Below are 15,893 nucleotides of genomic sequence, written 5' to 3' on the forward strand. Positions count from 1 at the left end.
CAGCACGAAACAAAGTGAGAATACCTTCAGCTTAAAAAAGTATAGTTAATAACTGCCTATATAAAACCATGCCTTTATATCACACCAAGCCAGTCACATAAAACACGCCTATGACAAAGAAAACTGCTACCGTTTTTAATATAGTTATCGCAAATATATCTTTATAAGATTGCTTATGAGATAAACCAGTGACAGCTAAAAGCGTTATGACCGCACCATTATGCGGCAGTGTATCCATGCCACCACTGGCCATAGATGCGATTCTATGAAACACTTCTAGCGGTATGCCAGTAGCATGCGCATGGGCTATAAATGTATCTGCCATGGCTGCTAGGGCTATACCTAAGCCTCCACTAGCTGAGCCAGTAATCCCTGCTAGGGCAGTTACTGTGATGGCTTCATTAACTAAGGGGTTTGGTATATGACTAAGGGCGTGTGAGATTACTAAAAAGCCAGGAAGTGCTGCTATAACTGCGCCAAATCCATACTCAGTGGCCGTATTTAAAGAAGCTATTAAAGATCCGCCAACTGCTTGATGTGCCCCTTCACTAAAGCCTTTTATAACCTTCTTCCAAGCAAAGATAAAAACAACGATTATGCCAACTAAGAGTGCAGCTTCTACTGCCCATAGTGCTTGCACACTTTGAATCTTTTGTATAACATCCATGATGCCCTTAGCGTGCTTCATAGCAGTTGAAGCAAAACTAACTTCTTTTTCATAAAGGCTAGGGATAATTTTTGTGAGTATTAGGTTTATAACTCCTACGGCAATTAGCGGAAGGATGGCTATAAGTGGATTTGCAAGATGGGTTTCATCAATCTTAGGTGGCTCATTTTTATGATTACTCCCATAGCCTTCACCCTTGCGTAGTGCAACCCTTCGTCTCCACTCAAGATAAAGCATACCTAGCACTATGATAAATATAGCCCCTATAGTCCCAAGTATAGGTGCTGCATAGATATTAGTCCCAAAAAATGTAGTTGGTATGATGTTTTGGATTTGTGGAGTGCCAGGTATGGCATCCATTGTAGCAGTAAAGGCTCCTAGTGCTATGGTTCCAGGTATTAACCTTTTTGGTATATCTCCTTTGCGAAATAGCTCAACTGCAAAAGGATAAACTGCAAACACTACAACAAAAAGTGATATGCCTCCATAAGTTAGTAGCAAACACACTATGACTATAGAAAGCATAGCCCTTTCTTTACCTACTATTTTTATAACCCAAGAGGCGATGGACTTTGAAAAGCCAGAAAGTTCTATAACCTTGCCAAAGATAGCCCCAAGCAAAAACACCGGAAAGTAGGCTTGCACAAAGCCAGCAAGCTTTGGCATAAATAGTCCTGTAAACATAGGTGCAACAAGGCTAGGGCTTACTAAAAGCACAGCTGCCATTGCAATAAGTGGCGCAAAAATAATTACACTAAAACCCTTATATGCCATATACATCAAGCAACACAGTGCTAATAAGACGATTATAAAACCCATAAATGCATCCTTTTTGGTGTGTATAGAATCTAGATTCTATAAGTTACTGAGCTGTGTAGCCTGCGTCTATAACTAGATTAGTCCCGGTTATATGCTTAGCGCATGAGCTTGAAGTAAAAAGCACTAGACTTGATATATCTTCTATATCAATTAAAGTTTTTTGAGGGATTAGTGGATAAAGGACTTCATTTAAAACTTTATCTACACTTACATTTCTACTCTTAGCTAAATCATCAAACTGATTAAGCACAAGAGGGGTTGCTATGTAACCTGGGCATATGGCATTAACTGTGATGCCTTCAGTAGCGCACTCTAGGGCTGCTACTTTTGTTATGCCTATGATTCCATGTTTGGCTGCGTTATAAGCTACCTTACCTGCAAAACCTACAAGGCCATTAATTGAGGCTATGTTTATGATGCGTCCCCACTGTTGTTCTTTCATGATAGGAAAAACATGCTTTGTAGTTAAAAAAGTAGCCCTTAGCATTACAGCTATCATCTTATCAAAGGTTTCTGTTGAAAAGTCTTCTATGGGTGCTACATGTTGGATTCCAGCGTTGTTAATAAATATATCTACTCTTCCAAAATGTTTTTTAGTTTTTAAGATTAGATCTTCTATCTCTTCTTCTTCTGTAACATCTGCTTTTATAGACATAACATTAGGGCTTTTAAGCTCTTTTACTTTTTGATGAAGGCTACCTGCATTTAAGTCACTTAGTACTACTTTAGCACCATGATCTAAAAACTTCTTAGCTATATTTAGCCCTATACCGCTTGCTGAACCTGTGATGATTACTACTTTGTCTTTTACATCTATGATGTTATGAGAATGTTCCATACTATTTTCCTTTTTTTTAAGTTTTAATCCAGATTTTTATCAAACCACCTCTAATGTAAAAAATATAGTCCTATAACAAAGATAGGAACACTAAAGATTAAAGCAGTTATGCAATAACCCATAATATCCCTTACTCCAAGCCCAGCTATAGCTAGAGCTGGCAGCGCCCAAAAAGGCTGAATCATATTTGCCCACTGCTCGCCATAAGCTATAGCCATCGTCGCCTTTCCTAAAGGAGCACCGACTTCTTTTGCAGCCTCTATTACAAAAGGTCCTTGTATAACCCAGTGTCCTCCACCACTAGGGACTGCGAAATTTATAATTGCTGAGCTAAAAAAAGTTAGCACAGCAAAGGTGTCTTTATTAGCGATATTTACAAACCACTCAGTGATAACTTTGCCTATGCCACTATTTTCCATCATCAAAGCAATGCCTGCATAAAATGGAAACTGTATTAAGATTCCAGCTGTACTTTTTGCAGCAGCTCCAACTGCCCTCATATAAGCCATGGGCGTTTTGTGTAATAACATTCCTAAGATGATGAAAATTAGATTTACTGTATTAATCGTTACATTAAAACCATGCTTCATAAAGTAGTCTAGTAAAAACCAGATTCCTAAAGCCACTATGATGTAGTTTAAAATCTTGCTTTCTTCAATCTTCACTGCTATAGAATCTTCTTTACTAACCTTTTTTTCAAAGCTTGGATCTTCTGCTAGGAGGCTAGGATCTATAGGTTTTGGAATCTTAGGTGTCATGAAGATAACTAAAAGTGGCATAAGCACTATTAAAGCTAGTGTTATAAAAATGTTGTAGTGAGTAAAGATGGTATCACTTATGGGGATTATTCCGCCAACGTATTTTTCTACAGGATTACCCGGAGTTGCTGCAAGGAGGGGCATAGAGCCACTTAGGCCTCCACCCCAGGTCATAAAACCTATATAAGCACAAGCTATTAGCAAGCCATAATCTGTGCTTTTAAGCTTTCTTGCCACCTCTTTAGCAAACAAAGCCCCTACTACTAGCCCAAATCCCCAGTTTATAACGCAAGCTACACTACCAGCAAAGCAAACTAAAGCTACTGCTTGCCTAGGTGTTTTAGCTAGTGAAGCACAAGCTTTTAGTATCTTTTTGATTAAAGGCGAGCTAGCTAGTGCGTAACCTGTAACTATAACCATAGCCATTTGAGTTGTAAAAGCTAGTAAATTCCAAAAGCCACCACCCCACATCTGCATCATGCTTGCTGGGCTATTACCCATGCTAAGGCCTAGAGCAAATACCACTATAGTTAAGATAAGGGCAAAGACTAAGGGGTCTGGCAAGTATCTACTAACTACTCGCGTCATAAAAGAACTTATCATCCCTATCATTGCTTTTCCTTATATTTAGTGTTTTTAAAACGCTATATCAAACTAGATTCCTTACTTATCCTTGCAACTACCTTTATAAGCAAACCTCAAACTCTGCCTCACTTTTTTGTTTTACTTCTTCTAAAGTAACTCCTTCTTGAAGCTCTATAAGTCTTGCTTTTCCATCTTTGAAGTCAAATACCCCTAACTCAGTTATAAGCAAGTTAACTACGCCCTTACCAGTTAGTGGCAGGGTGCAGACTTTTTTAAATTTAGATTCTCCATTTTTGCTTACATGATCCATTATGATGACTACTTTTTTAGCGCCATTTACTAGATCCATAGCCCCTCCCATGCCCTTTACTAGCTTGCCTGGAATCATATAGTTTGCTAAGTCTCCACTAGCACTAACTTCCATAGCCCCTAAGATAGATAAGTCTATATGGCCTCCTCTTATCATGGCAAAGCTTTCGCTGCTATCAAAAAAGCTTGCGCCTTTTGCTACTGTGATAGTTTCTTTCCCAGCATTTATTAAGTCTGGGTCTACTTCATCTTTAGTTGGGTAGGGCCCTATGCCTAAAAGGCCATTTTCACTTTGAAAGTAGACGTTATGCACTTCTTTTGGCAAGATGTTAGCTACCAAAGTTGGCATGCCTATGCCTAGATTTATATTCATATCGCTTTTTATCTCTTTAGCAGCCCTAGTTATAATTTTCTCTCTTGCGTTCATTTTGTTCCTCCTAGTCTCTAGTCACTATTTTTTCTATCTGTTTAGTAAAGCTGCCCTTATAGATATAGTCCACATAGATTCCACAAAGGTGTATAAAGTTAGGATCTAGACTTCCTATATCAACCATCTCTTCAACCTCAGCTACAGTTATCTTTCCTGCCTTTGCACAAACTGGATTAAAGTTCATAGCAGTTTCATGAAAGATTAGATTCCCAAAACTATCAGCCTTTTTGGCTTTGACTATGGCAAAGTCGCCAACTATGGCCCTTTCCATTAAGTACTCTTTGCCTTCAAAGACTTTAGTCTCTTTACCCTCTGCAACTAAAGTCCCAACTCCTGTAGGTGTATAAAAAGCTGGGATCCCAGCTCCACCAGCGCGAAGCTGCTCTGCTAAAGTGCCTTGAGGAGTAAGCACTACTTCAAGCTCCCCACTTAAAAACTGCCTTTCAAACTCCTTGTTTTCTCCAACATAAGAAGAGATCATCTTTTTTATCTGTTTATTTTTTAAAAGCTTACCTAGCCCTACATCATCTATGCCACAGTTATTACTTACTACAGTTAGATTTTTTACCTTTAGGTGCGCTATAGCATCTATACTATTTTCTGGAATCCCACATAGCCCAAAGCCTCCAGCTAAGATAGTCATACCATCTTTTAGATCTTTAAAGGCCTCATTTATATCAGTTATGATTTTGCTCATGTTTATCTCTTTATCTTTTTTTTATCTTATCTTTCAACAACGCAGGCTATACCTTGCCCACCACCTATACATAAAGTAGCAAGCCCATATCTAGAATCTCTTTTTTCCATCTCATAAAGCAAGGTAACTAAGATTCTTGCTCCACTAGCTCCTATGGGATGGCCTAAGGCTATAGCACCTCCATTTACATTTAAGATGTCATGATTAAAGCCTAGCTCTCTATCTACACTTATAGTTTGGGCTGCAAAGGCTTCATTAGCCTCGATTAAGTCTATATCTTTTAAATTTAGATTTGCTTTTTTAAGGGCGTTTTTTACAGCTTCAACTGGCCCTAGTCCATAGTCTTTTGGATGAACTCCAGCCTTGCCAAAACTTTTTATCTTAGCCATAGGTTTTAGGCCTAGTTTTTTTGCCTTTGTGCCACTCATTAAAGCAAGCATGGCAGCGCCATCATTTATCCCGCTTGCATTACCAGCAGTTATAAGGCCATCTTTTTTAAAAGCAGGCTTAAGTCTTAATAGCAAGTCTTTATTAGTATCTTTTGCAAACTCATCTACTTGAAAAACTACTTCTTCTTTTTTGTTTTTTATCTTTATAGGAACTATCTCATCTACAAAACGCCCAGACTTTATAGCCCTTATAGCCTTAGTTTGAGAGGCTGCACTAAAGCCATCTAACTCATCTCTGCTTATATTATAAGTCTTGCAAGCCTCTTCTATAAGCTCTCCCATATGAGAGTTACAGCTCCCACAAACAAGTCCATCTTTAAGTATGCTATCTAGTAGTTTTACATCACCAAGCCTAGCGCCATATCTTGTGTCCATGGAAAGAAAAGGGGCATTACTCATAGATTCTATGCCGCCTGCTATGACTACTTCGCTATCTCCTAAGGCTATACTTTGAAAGCCAAGCTCAACTGCTTTTAGTCCACTTCCGCAAACTTTGTTTATAGAAAAAGCTCCACTAGTTTGTGGAATCTCACTTCTTAGTAAAACTTGTCTAGCACTAGACTGCCCACAACCTGCTTGTAAAACATGTCCCAAGATAAGCTCTTCAACTAATTTGCTATCTAAATTTATAGAATCTAATAAGCCTTTTAAAACACACTCCCCCAAATCAACTGCACTTAAGCTTTTGAGGCTTCCGCCAAAGCTACCTATAGCACTACGCTTAGCACCAACTATTACTACCTCATTCGCCTGCATGTAGTCTCCTTAATGTTTTATGCCTTTAAATTCCATGTTACTTACTTTTATCTCTATAGGCTAAATTTTTGTGTAAATAGTTGACTAAACAAAGAGACTATAGTTACTATACGTAACTTTAAAGTTAAAAAAAGGTATCAAAATACCAAATATTCCAAAAAGTAAACATAAAATCAAGACTTTAGCTACTAGGTTTTAACACTAACTAAAAATATAAACTTATATGTTTACTAAAGTAATATTTATAGGCATAGAGGATGGTATAAAGTGTAGTTTTGAAAGGAGTATATAGATATAAGCAAGCTTATATCCACTAACCAAAAGGCTTAAAGTAAAGTAGTAGTATGTAAAATAAAGTGGAGATAAAGATCGCTAAAAGCCCATTATAAGGAGACTTAATAAAGATAAGATAGATGGCTATCACACTAAACACACCTAATCCTTCATAGCTTCCAAAAGGAGTGCTAGCTAAGTTTACATCTTTGTAAATGGGTAAACTACAAGCATGCCTATAATGCAAGGTGTTATCTTTCTTGAAAGCCAGACAAGAAGAAGGGACTAAGAAGAGGGGCATGGCAAAAAAGCTAAATATAGCAAGTGGTAAAAATCTTGTGATAATAGTACCTAGTATGATGGCAAGTAGTGCTAAAAAAGCATGGCTTAGACTTATCTCACTCATAGCTTCCCCCTTTTAGTCTTGCTCTTTTTTAAAGTCTTAATCACGCACAGCCTTAAAACGCAAAGCTTTTAGTACCAAAAGGGCTATGATGATAGCTATCATAGAAGGCACTAAAAAACTATCTTTGCCAAAAATCATTAGACAAATAACTGCTATAACTATCCCTAAAATTGCACCAAAATAAGACTTACTCCTTCTAATCTGCTCTAAAAGTATGACTACAAAAACAGCACTTAGCACAAACCCTATGCCTTTAACATTAAACTTATCACCTATAAATGACCCTATAACACAGCCAACTATCCAATACATATGATTAAGCAGTGATAGATAAAACTTTGCTTTTTGACTTAAGTTTGCATTTACACTAAGAAGTGCAAAAGTCTCATCAGTTAGGCTAAAAAACATATAGATTCTAGATCTTAGAGGAAAAGCACTAAAGTCTTTAAACATAGCCATAGCATATAGAATCTGCCTTACGTTTATAACAAGGACTAGGATAAAAACAGAGGCTATATCAACCCCCATGCTAAGCAAACCAACTGCTACAAACTGCATAGCCCCAGCATAGATTAAAACTGCCATGGCTAAAGACCAAAACACGCCAAATCCAGCATTTTCTAGCATGATACCAAAGGCAATGCCAAGCATCAAGTAGCCAACAAGTATGGGCAAGCTTAGCTTAAATGCCACCTTTAAATCACTCACATATAGCCTTCATACAAAAAAAGTTTGATAAAGAAAGAAAATTATAGTGATAAAAGCAAGTCTTTATAGCCAAGCTTTCATAACTATAGAATCTAAACTTAAAGTGCTATCTTTAGTATCTAAGCTAACTCTTTTTTCATATCCTTTTGCATCCACTTAAGATCTGGTAGCATAGAGGCTATCTTCTTATCAACTTTTAGGTTAGAGGCAAACTCATATATGCTGCCATTTTTTACAAACTGCAAGATTAAAGGAGTATCACCCTCACACTCTTTAGCCTTAGAGGCTATTAGATCAAGTTTAGTGCTATCAAAGTTAGATTCAAAGACCACACAAAGGGCTTGAGTTAAATCAACTCCTTTAAACTTGATATCTATAGGCGTTATCTCTTCTAAGCTTGGTATCTCACTTTTTTCAAATGTTTTATCATACTTTAAAGTTACCCTAGCACTTTTTGCATCATCTAGGGCTAAAAGCTCTAAAACTCTAATCTGCACTTTGATATCATCTTCATCATCATCATCTTTTTCTATCTTACACTTAAAACAGATAGGCTCATTTGGATCTTTTAGGTTAGCATTTAGTTCATCTAGTGCATTTAGTTGATTTTCAAAAAGTGTTAGTTCTAGCTTGCCTGTTAGATCCATGGCATTAAGCACACCATAAATCTTGCCACTTTTACCTATCTTCCTATTAACACTAAGTACCTTGCAAGCAAAAAGCGCAAAAGTTCCTGACTTAAGCTCAGTTTTTTCTACACTCTTAGCCATGCCTTTTATGGCATTAATCCTAGCTCTATAAGGATCTAGTGGATGCCCACTTACATAAAAGCCTAAGCTCTCATACTCATACTCTAAGATAACGCCTGCATCTAACTCTTTTACGTTTTTAAACTCTAGCTGCACATCTGATTTATACTCAGAAAAAAGCATACTGCCGCCTTCTTGATCCCTCCTAGCCCTAGTTACAGCCCTACCCATATCACAGATATAGTCTATATTATCAAGCATGGCTTTTCTTGAGTAGCCTAGATTATCAAGGCTGCCAGATTTTATAAGCGGCTCTAGTATGCGCTTGCTTATCTTGCTAAAATCTACACGTGCTACAAAATCAGCAAAGTTTACAAACTCCCCACCTTTTTTTCTAACTTCTATAATATTTTTTAGCGCCTCACTTCCAGCACCTTTTATAGCCCCTAGTCCGAAAACTATCTTTTTAGAATCTTTAGCATTTTTGTCTTTTGTATCATCTTTAAGGACTGAAAAGTTGATCATAGAGTGGTTTACATGGGGATTAGCTATAGTTATACCTAAAGCTTTTACTTCATCTATATACTTAGCTACTGCTTCTATCTTATTACTTTCACTAGTTAGCATAGCTGCCATGAACTCATGTTCATAGTAAGTTTTTAAATAAGCTGTTTGAAAAACTAACATCCCATAGGCTGCTGAGTGAGACTTATTAAAGCCATATTCTGCAAACTTAGCTATTAAGTCAAAAAGAGCTCCTGCTTTAGTAGCATCAAAGCCATTTTTCTTAGCCCCACCTACAAACTTAGCCTTAGAATCATCCATAGCCTTAGCATCTTTTTTACCCATAGCCCTTCTTACAAGATCAGCTTCTCCTAGGCTAAAGCCCCCTATAACTTGCACTATCTGCATAACTTGTTCTTGATAGACTATAACTCCATAAGTTGGCTTTAAGATAGATTCTAACTCTTTAAAAGGATACTCTATCTTTGCTCTACCATGCTTTCTTTCTATGTAGTCAGCTGTCATGCCAGATTCTATAGGGCCAGGGCGATAGAGGGCTATAAGTGCTATAGCGTCATCTATGCAAGTAGGTTTAAGTCTTCTATTTATATCTTGCATGCCATTAGATTCTAACTGGAAGATACCTAGGGTGTTACCACTTTGTAAGGTTTTATAAACTTCAGGATCGTTTGCATCAACTTCTAAAAAGTTTATATGCTTACCACTAGTTTCAGCAATGATATCAAGGGCATCTTGTATAACAGTTAGAGTTTTTAGTCCTAAGAAGTCAAACTTTATCAAGTCTACTTCTTCAAGATGCTTCATATAGTACTGTGTAACTAACAAGTTATCTTTAGTCTTTTCTGGGACATATAAAGGCACCTTATTCCAAAGCTCTTTTTCTCCATCTACTACTAAAGCTGCTGCATGTATACCAGCGTTCCTATTAAGCCCTTCTAGCTTTAAAGCCATCTCCCAAACCTCTTTAGCTTTTGGGTTAGATTCTGTAAGCTCTTTTATCTTAGGCTCTTTTGTAAAGGCATCTTTAAGAGTGATATTAAGCTCTTTTGGGATAAGTTTTGCAAATTCATCAGATTCTTTATAAGGCATGTCATAAACCCTAGCCACATCCCTTATAACTGACTTTGCTAGCATCTTACCAAAGGTTATAACCTGTGCTACATTGTTTCTCCCATAGCGATTACTCATATATTCAAACATCTCGCCTCTACGTCTTTGGCAAAAGTCTGTATCAATATCAGGCATAGAAACACGCTCTGGATTTAAGAATCTTTCAAAAAGCAAGTCATACTTTATAGGGTCTATATCAGTTATACCTAGACAAAAGGCTACTAGTGAGCCAGCAGCACTACCACGTCCGGGTCCTACTGGAATCTTATTAGACTTAGCGTAGTTTATAAAGTCCCAAACTATAAGCATGTAACCTGGAAATTTCATAGAAACTATGATATCCATCTCTACTTCTAGTCTTTTTTTGTAAGTTTCATGCAAGCTTTCATCTATGATAGCTAGCCTTTTTTTAAGTCCTTCTTCACACTTATACCTAAAGTAGCTTGCTTCATCTACATACTCTATACCATCTTTTAACGCACACTCTTTTGCAAACTTAAAGGTTGGAGGAGTTGGAGGATTAGTGTCGTTATTTTTTAGATCTATATTAAGGTTACACTTAGCTACTATCTCTTGGGTATTACTTATAGCTTCTGGGATATCAGCAAAAAGCTCTGCCATCTCTTCAGGGCTTTTTATATAAAACTCATGCACGCTATGACGTAAGCGGTTAGCATCAGCTAAAGTCTTACCCATGGCTATACACATGGCAACTTCTTGCATATTAGCATCTTCTTTAACTCTATAGTGGGAATCATTAGTTGCTACAAGCTTAGCTCCAGTTTCTAAGCTTAGTCTTATTAGATTATCATCTATATCGTTTTGCTCTCTTATACCATGACGCATGATCTCTATATAAAAATCCTCGCCAAATATATCTTGATACTCAGCAACTGCTTCTTTTGCACCATCATATCCGCGTGCACCCATGGAGAGATTACGCTCATTTCTAGTGTTTAGATGCCAACTTATCTCACCTTGCAAACAAGCACTACTACAAACTATACCTTCACTATGCTCCCTTAAAAGCTTTTTATTTATACGTGGGAAACCAAAGTAGCGTCCATCCATAAAGCTTCTTGAGCTTAGATACATAAGATTCTTATAACCTATGTCATCTTTAGCAAACAAACAAAGGTGGAATCTTGGAGTGGTGCGCGACCTATCTCCTAAGTCTTCTTTGTTGTGTATGTAGGCTTCTATCCCTATGATGGGCTTGATGCCAGCTTTTTTCATAGTGGTATAAAACTTTATAGCACCAAACATATTGCCATGATCACTCATAGCTACGCTATCCATACCTAAATCTTTTATCTGCTTACATAAAGCATCTAGTTTGTTGGCTCCATCTAGGAGAGAGTACTCAGTGTGAAGATGTAAATGGGTGAATTTAGTGCTCATAGTAGAATCTTTTTTATTAAATGTAACTATATTAAATCTAAAATATATGAATAGTCTTAGCTCCTTATCTTTTCTAAAAAGACTGGCGCTTTTAAGTGTAAAAGTTAAAATTAGCCCTACTTAAAAACTAGTCTTAACTTGGTCTTTAAGTAGTTTGTGCTTTTGTTACCTTAAGCCTTATAAACTAGGCCTTTTTTTCTTGTATGTAGCGGTTTAAGATCTCCCAAACCTCATCTTTTAATCTTAGCTTTTCTTTTTTTAAGACATCTATTTCTTGGATAGATAGAGGGATGATACCTTGTTCTGCATTTTTTATCTTTTGGTCTAACTCATTGTGTTCTTCAAAAATCTTATCAAAATGTGCGTCATTTTGCTTTAGGTAAGAAACCTCTTCTCTGTACTCATGAAACATCTGTAGACTCCTTAATAGATATGATATAGATTCTAAAGTATTTACCTTTAAAGACTGTTTAAAACTTCTAAAGCATGGCCTTTTGTTTTTACATTGTAAAAAGCCTTATAGATTTTTCCATCTTTAATGATAAAAGTTGACCTTATAACGCCCTCTACTTCTTTTCCATACATCATTTTTTTACCAAAAGCAAAATACTTCTTAGCTACTTCATTATCCTTATCACTTAATAACACCACATCTAAGTTTTTGGAATCTATAAACTTTTGATGACTTGCTGGAGTGTCTTTACTAACTCCTATGACTATAGCACTTTTAGCTGCAAAGTCTGCTTTTAAGCTAGTAAAATCAAGTGCTTCTAGTGTGCATCCTGGCGTGTTATCCTTAGGATAGAAATAAAGCACAACATTAAAGCCTGCAAAGTCTTGAAGGCTTATGTTTACATTATCAGCATTTGGTAGTTCAAAGTTTGGCGCTAAGTCCCCTTCTTTTAAACGATTCATCTCTTGTGACATAGCTACTCCTTTATGTACTTATTTAAGTCTAGCATCAAAGTTAGATTCTAAAATCTTTAAAACCTTAGATATGCTCTCTTCTATATCTTCTTGCAAGAGTGTTTTCTCACTAGACTGCAAGATAAAACGTATAGTTAAAGCATGCATATGCTTATCTTCTTTATACACATCAAGTGGATAAAAACCAACTATAGAATCTAAACTTTCTTTTTGCAAGCTAGCTTTTATGCGTGAAAAAGGTATCCTAGAATTTATTAGCACAGTTAAATCACGCCTTGAAGCTTGAAAAGTAGAGTAAGGTTTAGCTTTTTTCTCTAGCTTTTTAAGCTTAGCTTTTAAAACTAGCTCCATATCTAGCTCAGCCCAAAAGACATTTTCTAAATCATACATTGTGCATACTTTTGGATTTAGCTTTGAGATAATCCCTAGCCTGATACCATCTTTATAAACAAAGGCACTTTGATAAGGATGATATAAGCCATTAGATACATTTTCTTCTAAATCATCACTTAGATTTATAAGCTCAAAGTTATCTATAACCTTAGTTAAGGCTCTAGCAAAGCCATAAAACTCCCACAAACTCCCTTTAGGGTTAGGATAACTTGGAGATAATCTATCCCCACACACTCCAAAAGCTATATTTAAGCTAGGGTTTCTTTGCTCATCATAAACTGTGCCTATCTCAAAAAAGCTTACTGACTTATAGCCTAAGTTTTTATTTCTCTGCATAGATTCTAAGATGTTAGGTATAAGACTTGGGCGCAAAGTATCTAAGTCTTTAGTGATAGGATTAAGCAAGGCTTTATCTTGACTTAAAGGCTTAAAGCCTAGCTCCAAAAGTTTTTGGCTTGAACTAAACACATAGTGTAAGCACTCATAAAAACCTAAGGCCAAAGCCTTTGTTCTTATATCTTTTGTAAGCTTGTGTTTATCATAGGCTAAAGAGCTATTTAAAGTTTGTTCTATTAATAAAGGCTTGGATTTGATATTTTGTATACCAGTACAGCGCAAAATCTCTTCTGCTACATCTTGCCTGTTAACTATATCAAAACGATAAATTGGCGGGGTTAATATAAAGTAGTCTTCATCACAAGTAGTCTTTAACAAAAAGTTAAGTCTTTTTAAGATGATGGCTATCTCATCATTACTTATATCATTGCCTATAACTTTTGATATATAACTAAAAGTCATATCTATATTTAAAGGTTCAAGCTTGTGCATGATCTTTTGCTCACCTGAATAAACTACTACATCATCAAGACTATCAAATAGCATGCAAAGAAATCCCATGCCTAGCTCAAGACTAGAGTTTGAACCTCTAGTTGATAGATAAGTTACATCTTTATCTTGAGCTAGCTTATCTTTAGCTTTAAAAATCTCATTTGATATAGTATCTGGGTGTATATGACTTGCTTCTATAACAAAGGTTCTTGGGTAGTCATTAGGCGTTACTTCATAGCGTTTAGCTCCTATGGTGCTTAGCTTAGTTACTTCTTCATTATCACCTTTTTTTACTATAGAGTAAACTGACTCTAAGCCTAACTCATCCCTTCTAATATCTAGCTTCACAGTCTCACCATTAAGAGATATCTCTCTATCATCTAGTGGATAAGCATTAAATATAACTCCACTCATATAAGTAGCATACTCTAAGAAATTTTCTATCTTTTCTTTTTTGTATCTTTTAGCTATGCCTAAACTTAAAGCTATAGCCAAAGGTAAGAACATATCTTTTATCTCAACTATCTTATACATCAAATTAGCATCTAATTCTCCATGGCTTAAAAGCTGCAAGATTCTACCTACACCTATGGCTAAGGAGTTATCTCCTGCTGGAAGGCTTTTTAAGATAAGGTTAAAGCTACTTGCTATCTCTCTAGCTACTCCTAGCACATAAAGACAATCCCCTCTATTTGGAGTTATACCTAGTTCTATAACATCTTGATTAAAGACAGCATACTCTTTTAACTCTTTTCCTAAAACTAGCTCACCTATACTAGAATCAAGCTCCATTATCCCTTCACCTAAAACTGGTAAACCTAGCTCCTCACTAGAACAAAGCATACCACTAGATTCTATGTCTCTAATAGTGCTTTTTACTATGTTAAATGGTAGTTTAGAATCCCCTTTAGGCGGGAGACTAGCACCTATTAAAGCAACAGCTACATAGAGATCTATCCTTGCATTTCTTGCTCCACAAACTATCTGCAAGACTTCACTTCCTATATCAACATCGCATATACTTAGTCTTTCTGCATTAGGATGGGCCTTTCTTCTTATAATCTTACCTACTACAACCTTTGAAGGCACGCTTATCTTATAAGTAGATTCTATTTCTAGGCCAAGGGAGCTTAGTCTATTGCAAACTTCGTTTAAATCTAGATTTTGCAAGTCCAAAAAAGCTTTTAGTGCACATGTAGTTACTATCATTAAAACTGCTCCAATAATCTTAAGTCTGTTTCAAAAAAGCTTCTTAAGTCTCCTATACCCCACTTAAGCATAGCTAAACGCTCAACTCCTAACCCAAAAGCATAGCCACTAACCCCTTCATAGCCTACAGCTTTAAAAACATTACTATCTACTATGCCACATCCTAGTACTTCTAGCCAACCAGTTTGTGAACATACCCTGCATCCCTTGCCTTTACAAAACACACAACTTATATCAACCTCTGCGCTAGGCTCTGTGAAAGGGAAGAAACTAGAGCGAAATCTCACTTCAGTCTCACTGCCAAAGATAAACTTTAAAAAGTCTTCTAAAAGGTATTTAAGATTAGCAAAGCTTATATTATCCCCTTCTTCTACTACAAGACCTTCTACTTGATGAAACATAGGTGAATGAGTTAGATCATAGTCGCGTCTAAAAGTAGGACCAGTACATATCATCCTTAAAGGTGGCTTTTTAGATTCCATAGTTCTTATCTGTATAGGACTAGTATGAGTTCTTAAAAGCCTAGAATCTTTAAAGTAAAAAGTATCTTGCATATCACGTGCTGGGTGGTACTTAGGAAGGTTTAGTGCTTCAAAGTTATGGAAATCATCTTCTATAAGTGGACCATCTTCAAGCGAAAAGTTAAGGTTAGTAAAATAATCTATGATGATATCTTGCATCCTATGTATAGGATGTCCTTCTGATATGCTCTGCATATGGAGGTTAGAATCTTGCTTAGTGCCTAGTGTGTAAAACTGAGTGGTTGCATTAAATAGTGAAGCATCTAAGCTTTCTTTGGCCATAGCCTTATCTAACTCTAGACTTTCTAGCTCACTTTTTTTAGATTCCAAAAGAAGGTCATAGTCTTTTTTAAGCTTATTAATCTTAGCGGCTTGTTCTTTTTTAAGAGGCTCATCCATGTCTTTTAGTTCTTTAAAAAGGGAGGTTAAAACTCCATTCTTCCCACCTATAGCCACTCTTAAATTCTCTAACTCCTTTGTATCTTTCACACATCTAAGCAGTTCTAAAAGTCTAACTAACTCTTCCATTTGCCAC

The 15,893-nt window shown here is 36.5% G+C and carries 13 protein-coding genes; all 13 read right to left on the minus strand.

Annotated elements, in window-relative coordinates; genetic code table 11:
* Window positions 1-79: 79 nt before the first annotated feature.
* On the minus strand, window positions 80-1,486 hold the full coding sequence (locus BKH43_RS00810) for a GntP family permease (protein ID WP_095227517.1): 1,407 nt from the start codon (window positions 1,484-1,486) through the stop codon (window positions 80-82).
* A 43-nt stretch (window positions 1,487-1,529) separates the two neighbouring features.
* On the minus strand, window positions 1,530-2,324 hold the full coding sequence (locus BKH43_RS00815; protein WP_095227519.1) for a 3-hydroxybutyrate dehydrogenase: 795 nt from the start codon (window positions 2,322-2,324) through the stop codon (window positions 1,530-1,532).
* A 50-nt stretch (window positions 2,325-2,374) separates the two neighbouring features.
* A complete protein-coding gene (locus tag BKH43_RS00820) occupies window positions 2,375-3,694 on the minus strand; it encodes a TIGR00366 family protein (RefSeq protein ID WP_095227521.1) in 1,320 nt (439 codons plus the stop codon).
* Window positions 3,695-3,767: 73 nt separating this feature from the next.
* Complete coding sequence (locus tag BKH43_RS00825; protein ID WP_095227523.1) at window positions 3,768-4,403, minus strand: 3-oxoacid CoA-transferase subunit B; 636 nt, start codon at window positions 4,401-4,403, stop codon at window positions 3,768-3,770.
* A gap of 10 nt (window positions 4,404-4,413) precedes the next feature.
* Window positions 4,414-5,103: a CoA transferase subunit A gene (locus tag BKH43_RS00830; RefSeq protein WP_095227525.1), complete on the minus strand. Its 690-nt coding sequence runs from the start codon at window positions 5,101-5,103 to the stop codon at window positions 4,414-4,416.
* A gap of 26 nt (window positions 5,104-5,129) precedes the next feature.
* On the minus strand, window positions 5,130-6,308 hold the full coding sequence (locus BKH43_RS00835; protein WP_095227527.1) for an acetyl-CoA C-acetyltransferase: 1,179 nt from the start codon (window positions 6,306-6,308) through the stop codon (window positions 5,130-5,132).
* Window positions 6,309-6,621: 313 nt separating this feature from the next.
* Window positions 6,622-6,987 carry a hypothetical protein gene (locus tag BKH43_RS00840; RefSeq protein WP_095227529.1) on the minus strand — a complete coding sequence of 122 codons (366 nt, stop codon included), beginning with the start codon at window positions 6,985-6,987 and terminating at the stop codon, window positions 6,622-6,624.
* A gap of 36 nt (window positions 6,988-7,023) precedes the next feature.
* Window positions 7,024-7,695, minus strand: a complete 672-nt coding sequence (locus tag BKH43_RS00845) for an AzlC family ABC transporter permease (protein ID WP_095227531.1) — start codon at window positions 7,693-7,695, stop codon at window positions 7,024-7,026.
* 119 nt (window positions 7,696-7,814) lie between these two features.
* Window positions 7,815-11,480 (minus strand): DNA polymerase III subunit alpha, encoded by a 3,666-nt coding sequence (gene dnaE / locus BKH43_RS00850; protein ID WP_095227533.1) that lies wholly within the window; start codon window positions 11,478-11,480, stop codon window positions 7,815-7,817.
* Window positions 11,481-11,664: 184 nt separating this feature from the next.
* Window positions 11,665-11,892: a YdcH family protein gene (locus BKH43_RS00855; RefSeq protein ID WP_095227535.1), complete on the minus strand. Its 228-nt coding sequence runs from the start codon at window positions 11,890-11,892 to the stop codon at window positions 11,665-11,667.
* A 47-nt stretch (window positions 11,893-11,939) separates the two neighbouring features.
* Entirely contained in the window at window positions 11,940-12,395 is a 456-nt protein-coding gene (locus tag BKH43_RS00860) for a peroxiredoxin (RefSeq protein ID WP_095227737.1), read from the minus strand.
* Between the two features lie 30 nt (window positions 12,396-12,425).
* Window positions 12,426-14,837, minus strand: coding sequence for a phenylalanine--tRNA ligase subunit beta (gene pheT, locus BKH43_RS00865; protein ID WP_095227537.1), 2,412 nt, complete (start codon window positions 14,835-14,837; stop codon window positions 12,426-12,428).
* Window positions 14,837-15,886 carry a phenylalanine--tRNA ligase subunit alpha gene (gene pheS, locus BKH43_RS00870; protein ID WP_095227539.1) on the minus strand — a complete coding sequence of 350 codons (1,050 nt, stop codon included), beginning with the start codon at window positions 15,884-15,886 and terminating at the stop codon, window positions 14,837-14,839. The genes pheT and pheS overlap by 1 nt, the downstream gene beginning before the upstream one ends.
* Window positions 15,887-15,893 lie beyond the last annotated feature (7 nt).

The organism is Helicobacter sp. 13S00401-1, from assembly GCF_002272925.1.
Classification (GTDB): Bacteria; Campylobacterota; Campylobacteria; order Campylobacterales; family Helicobacteraceae; genus Helicobacter_I.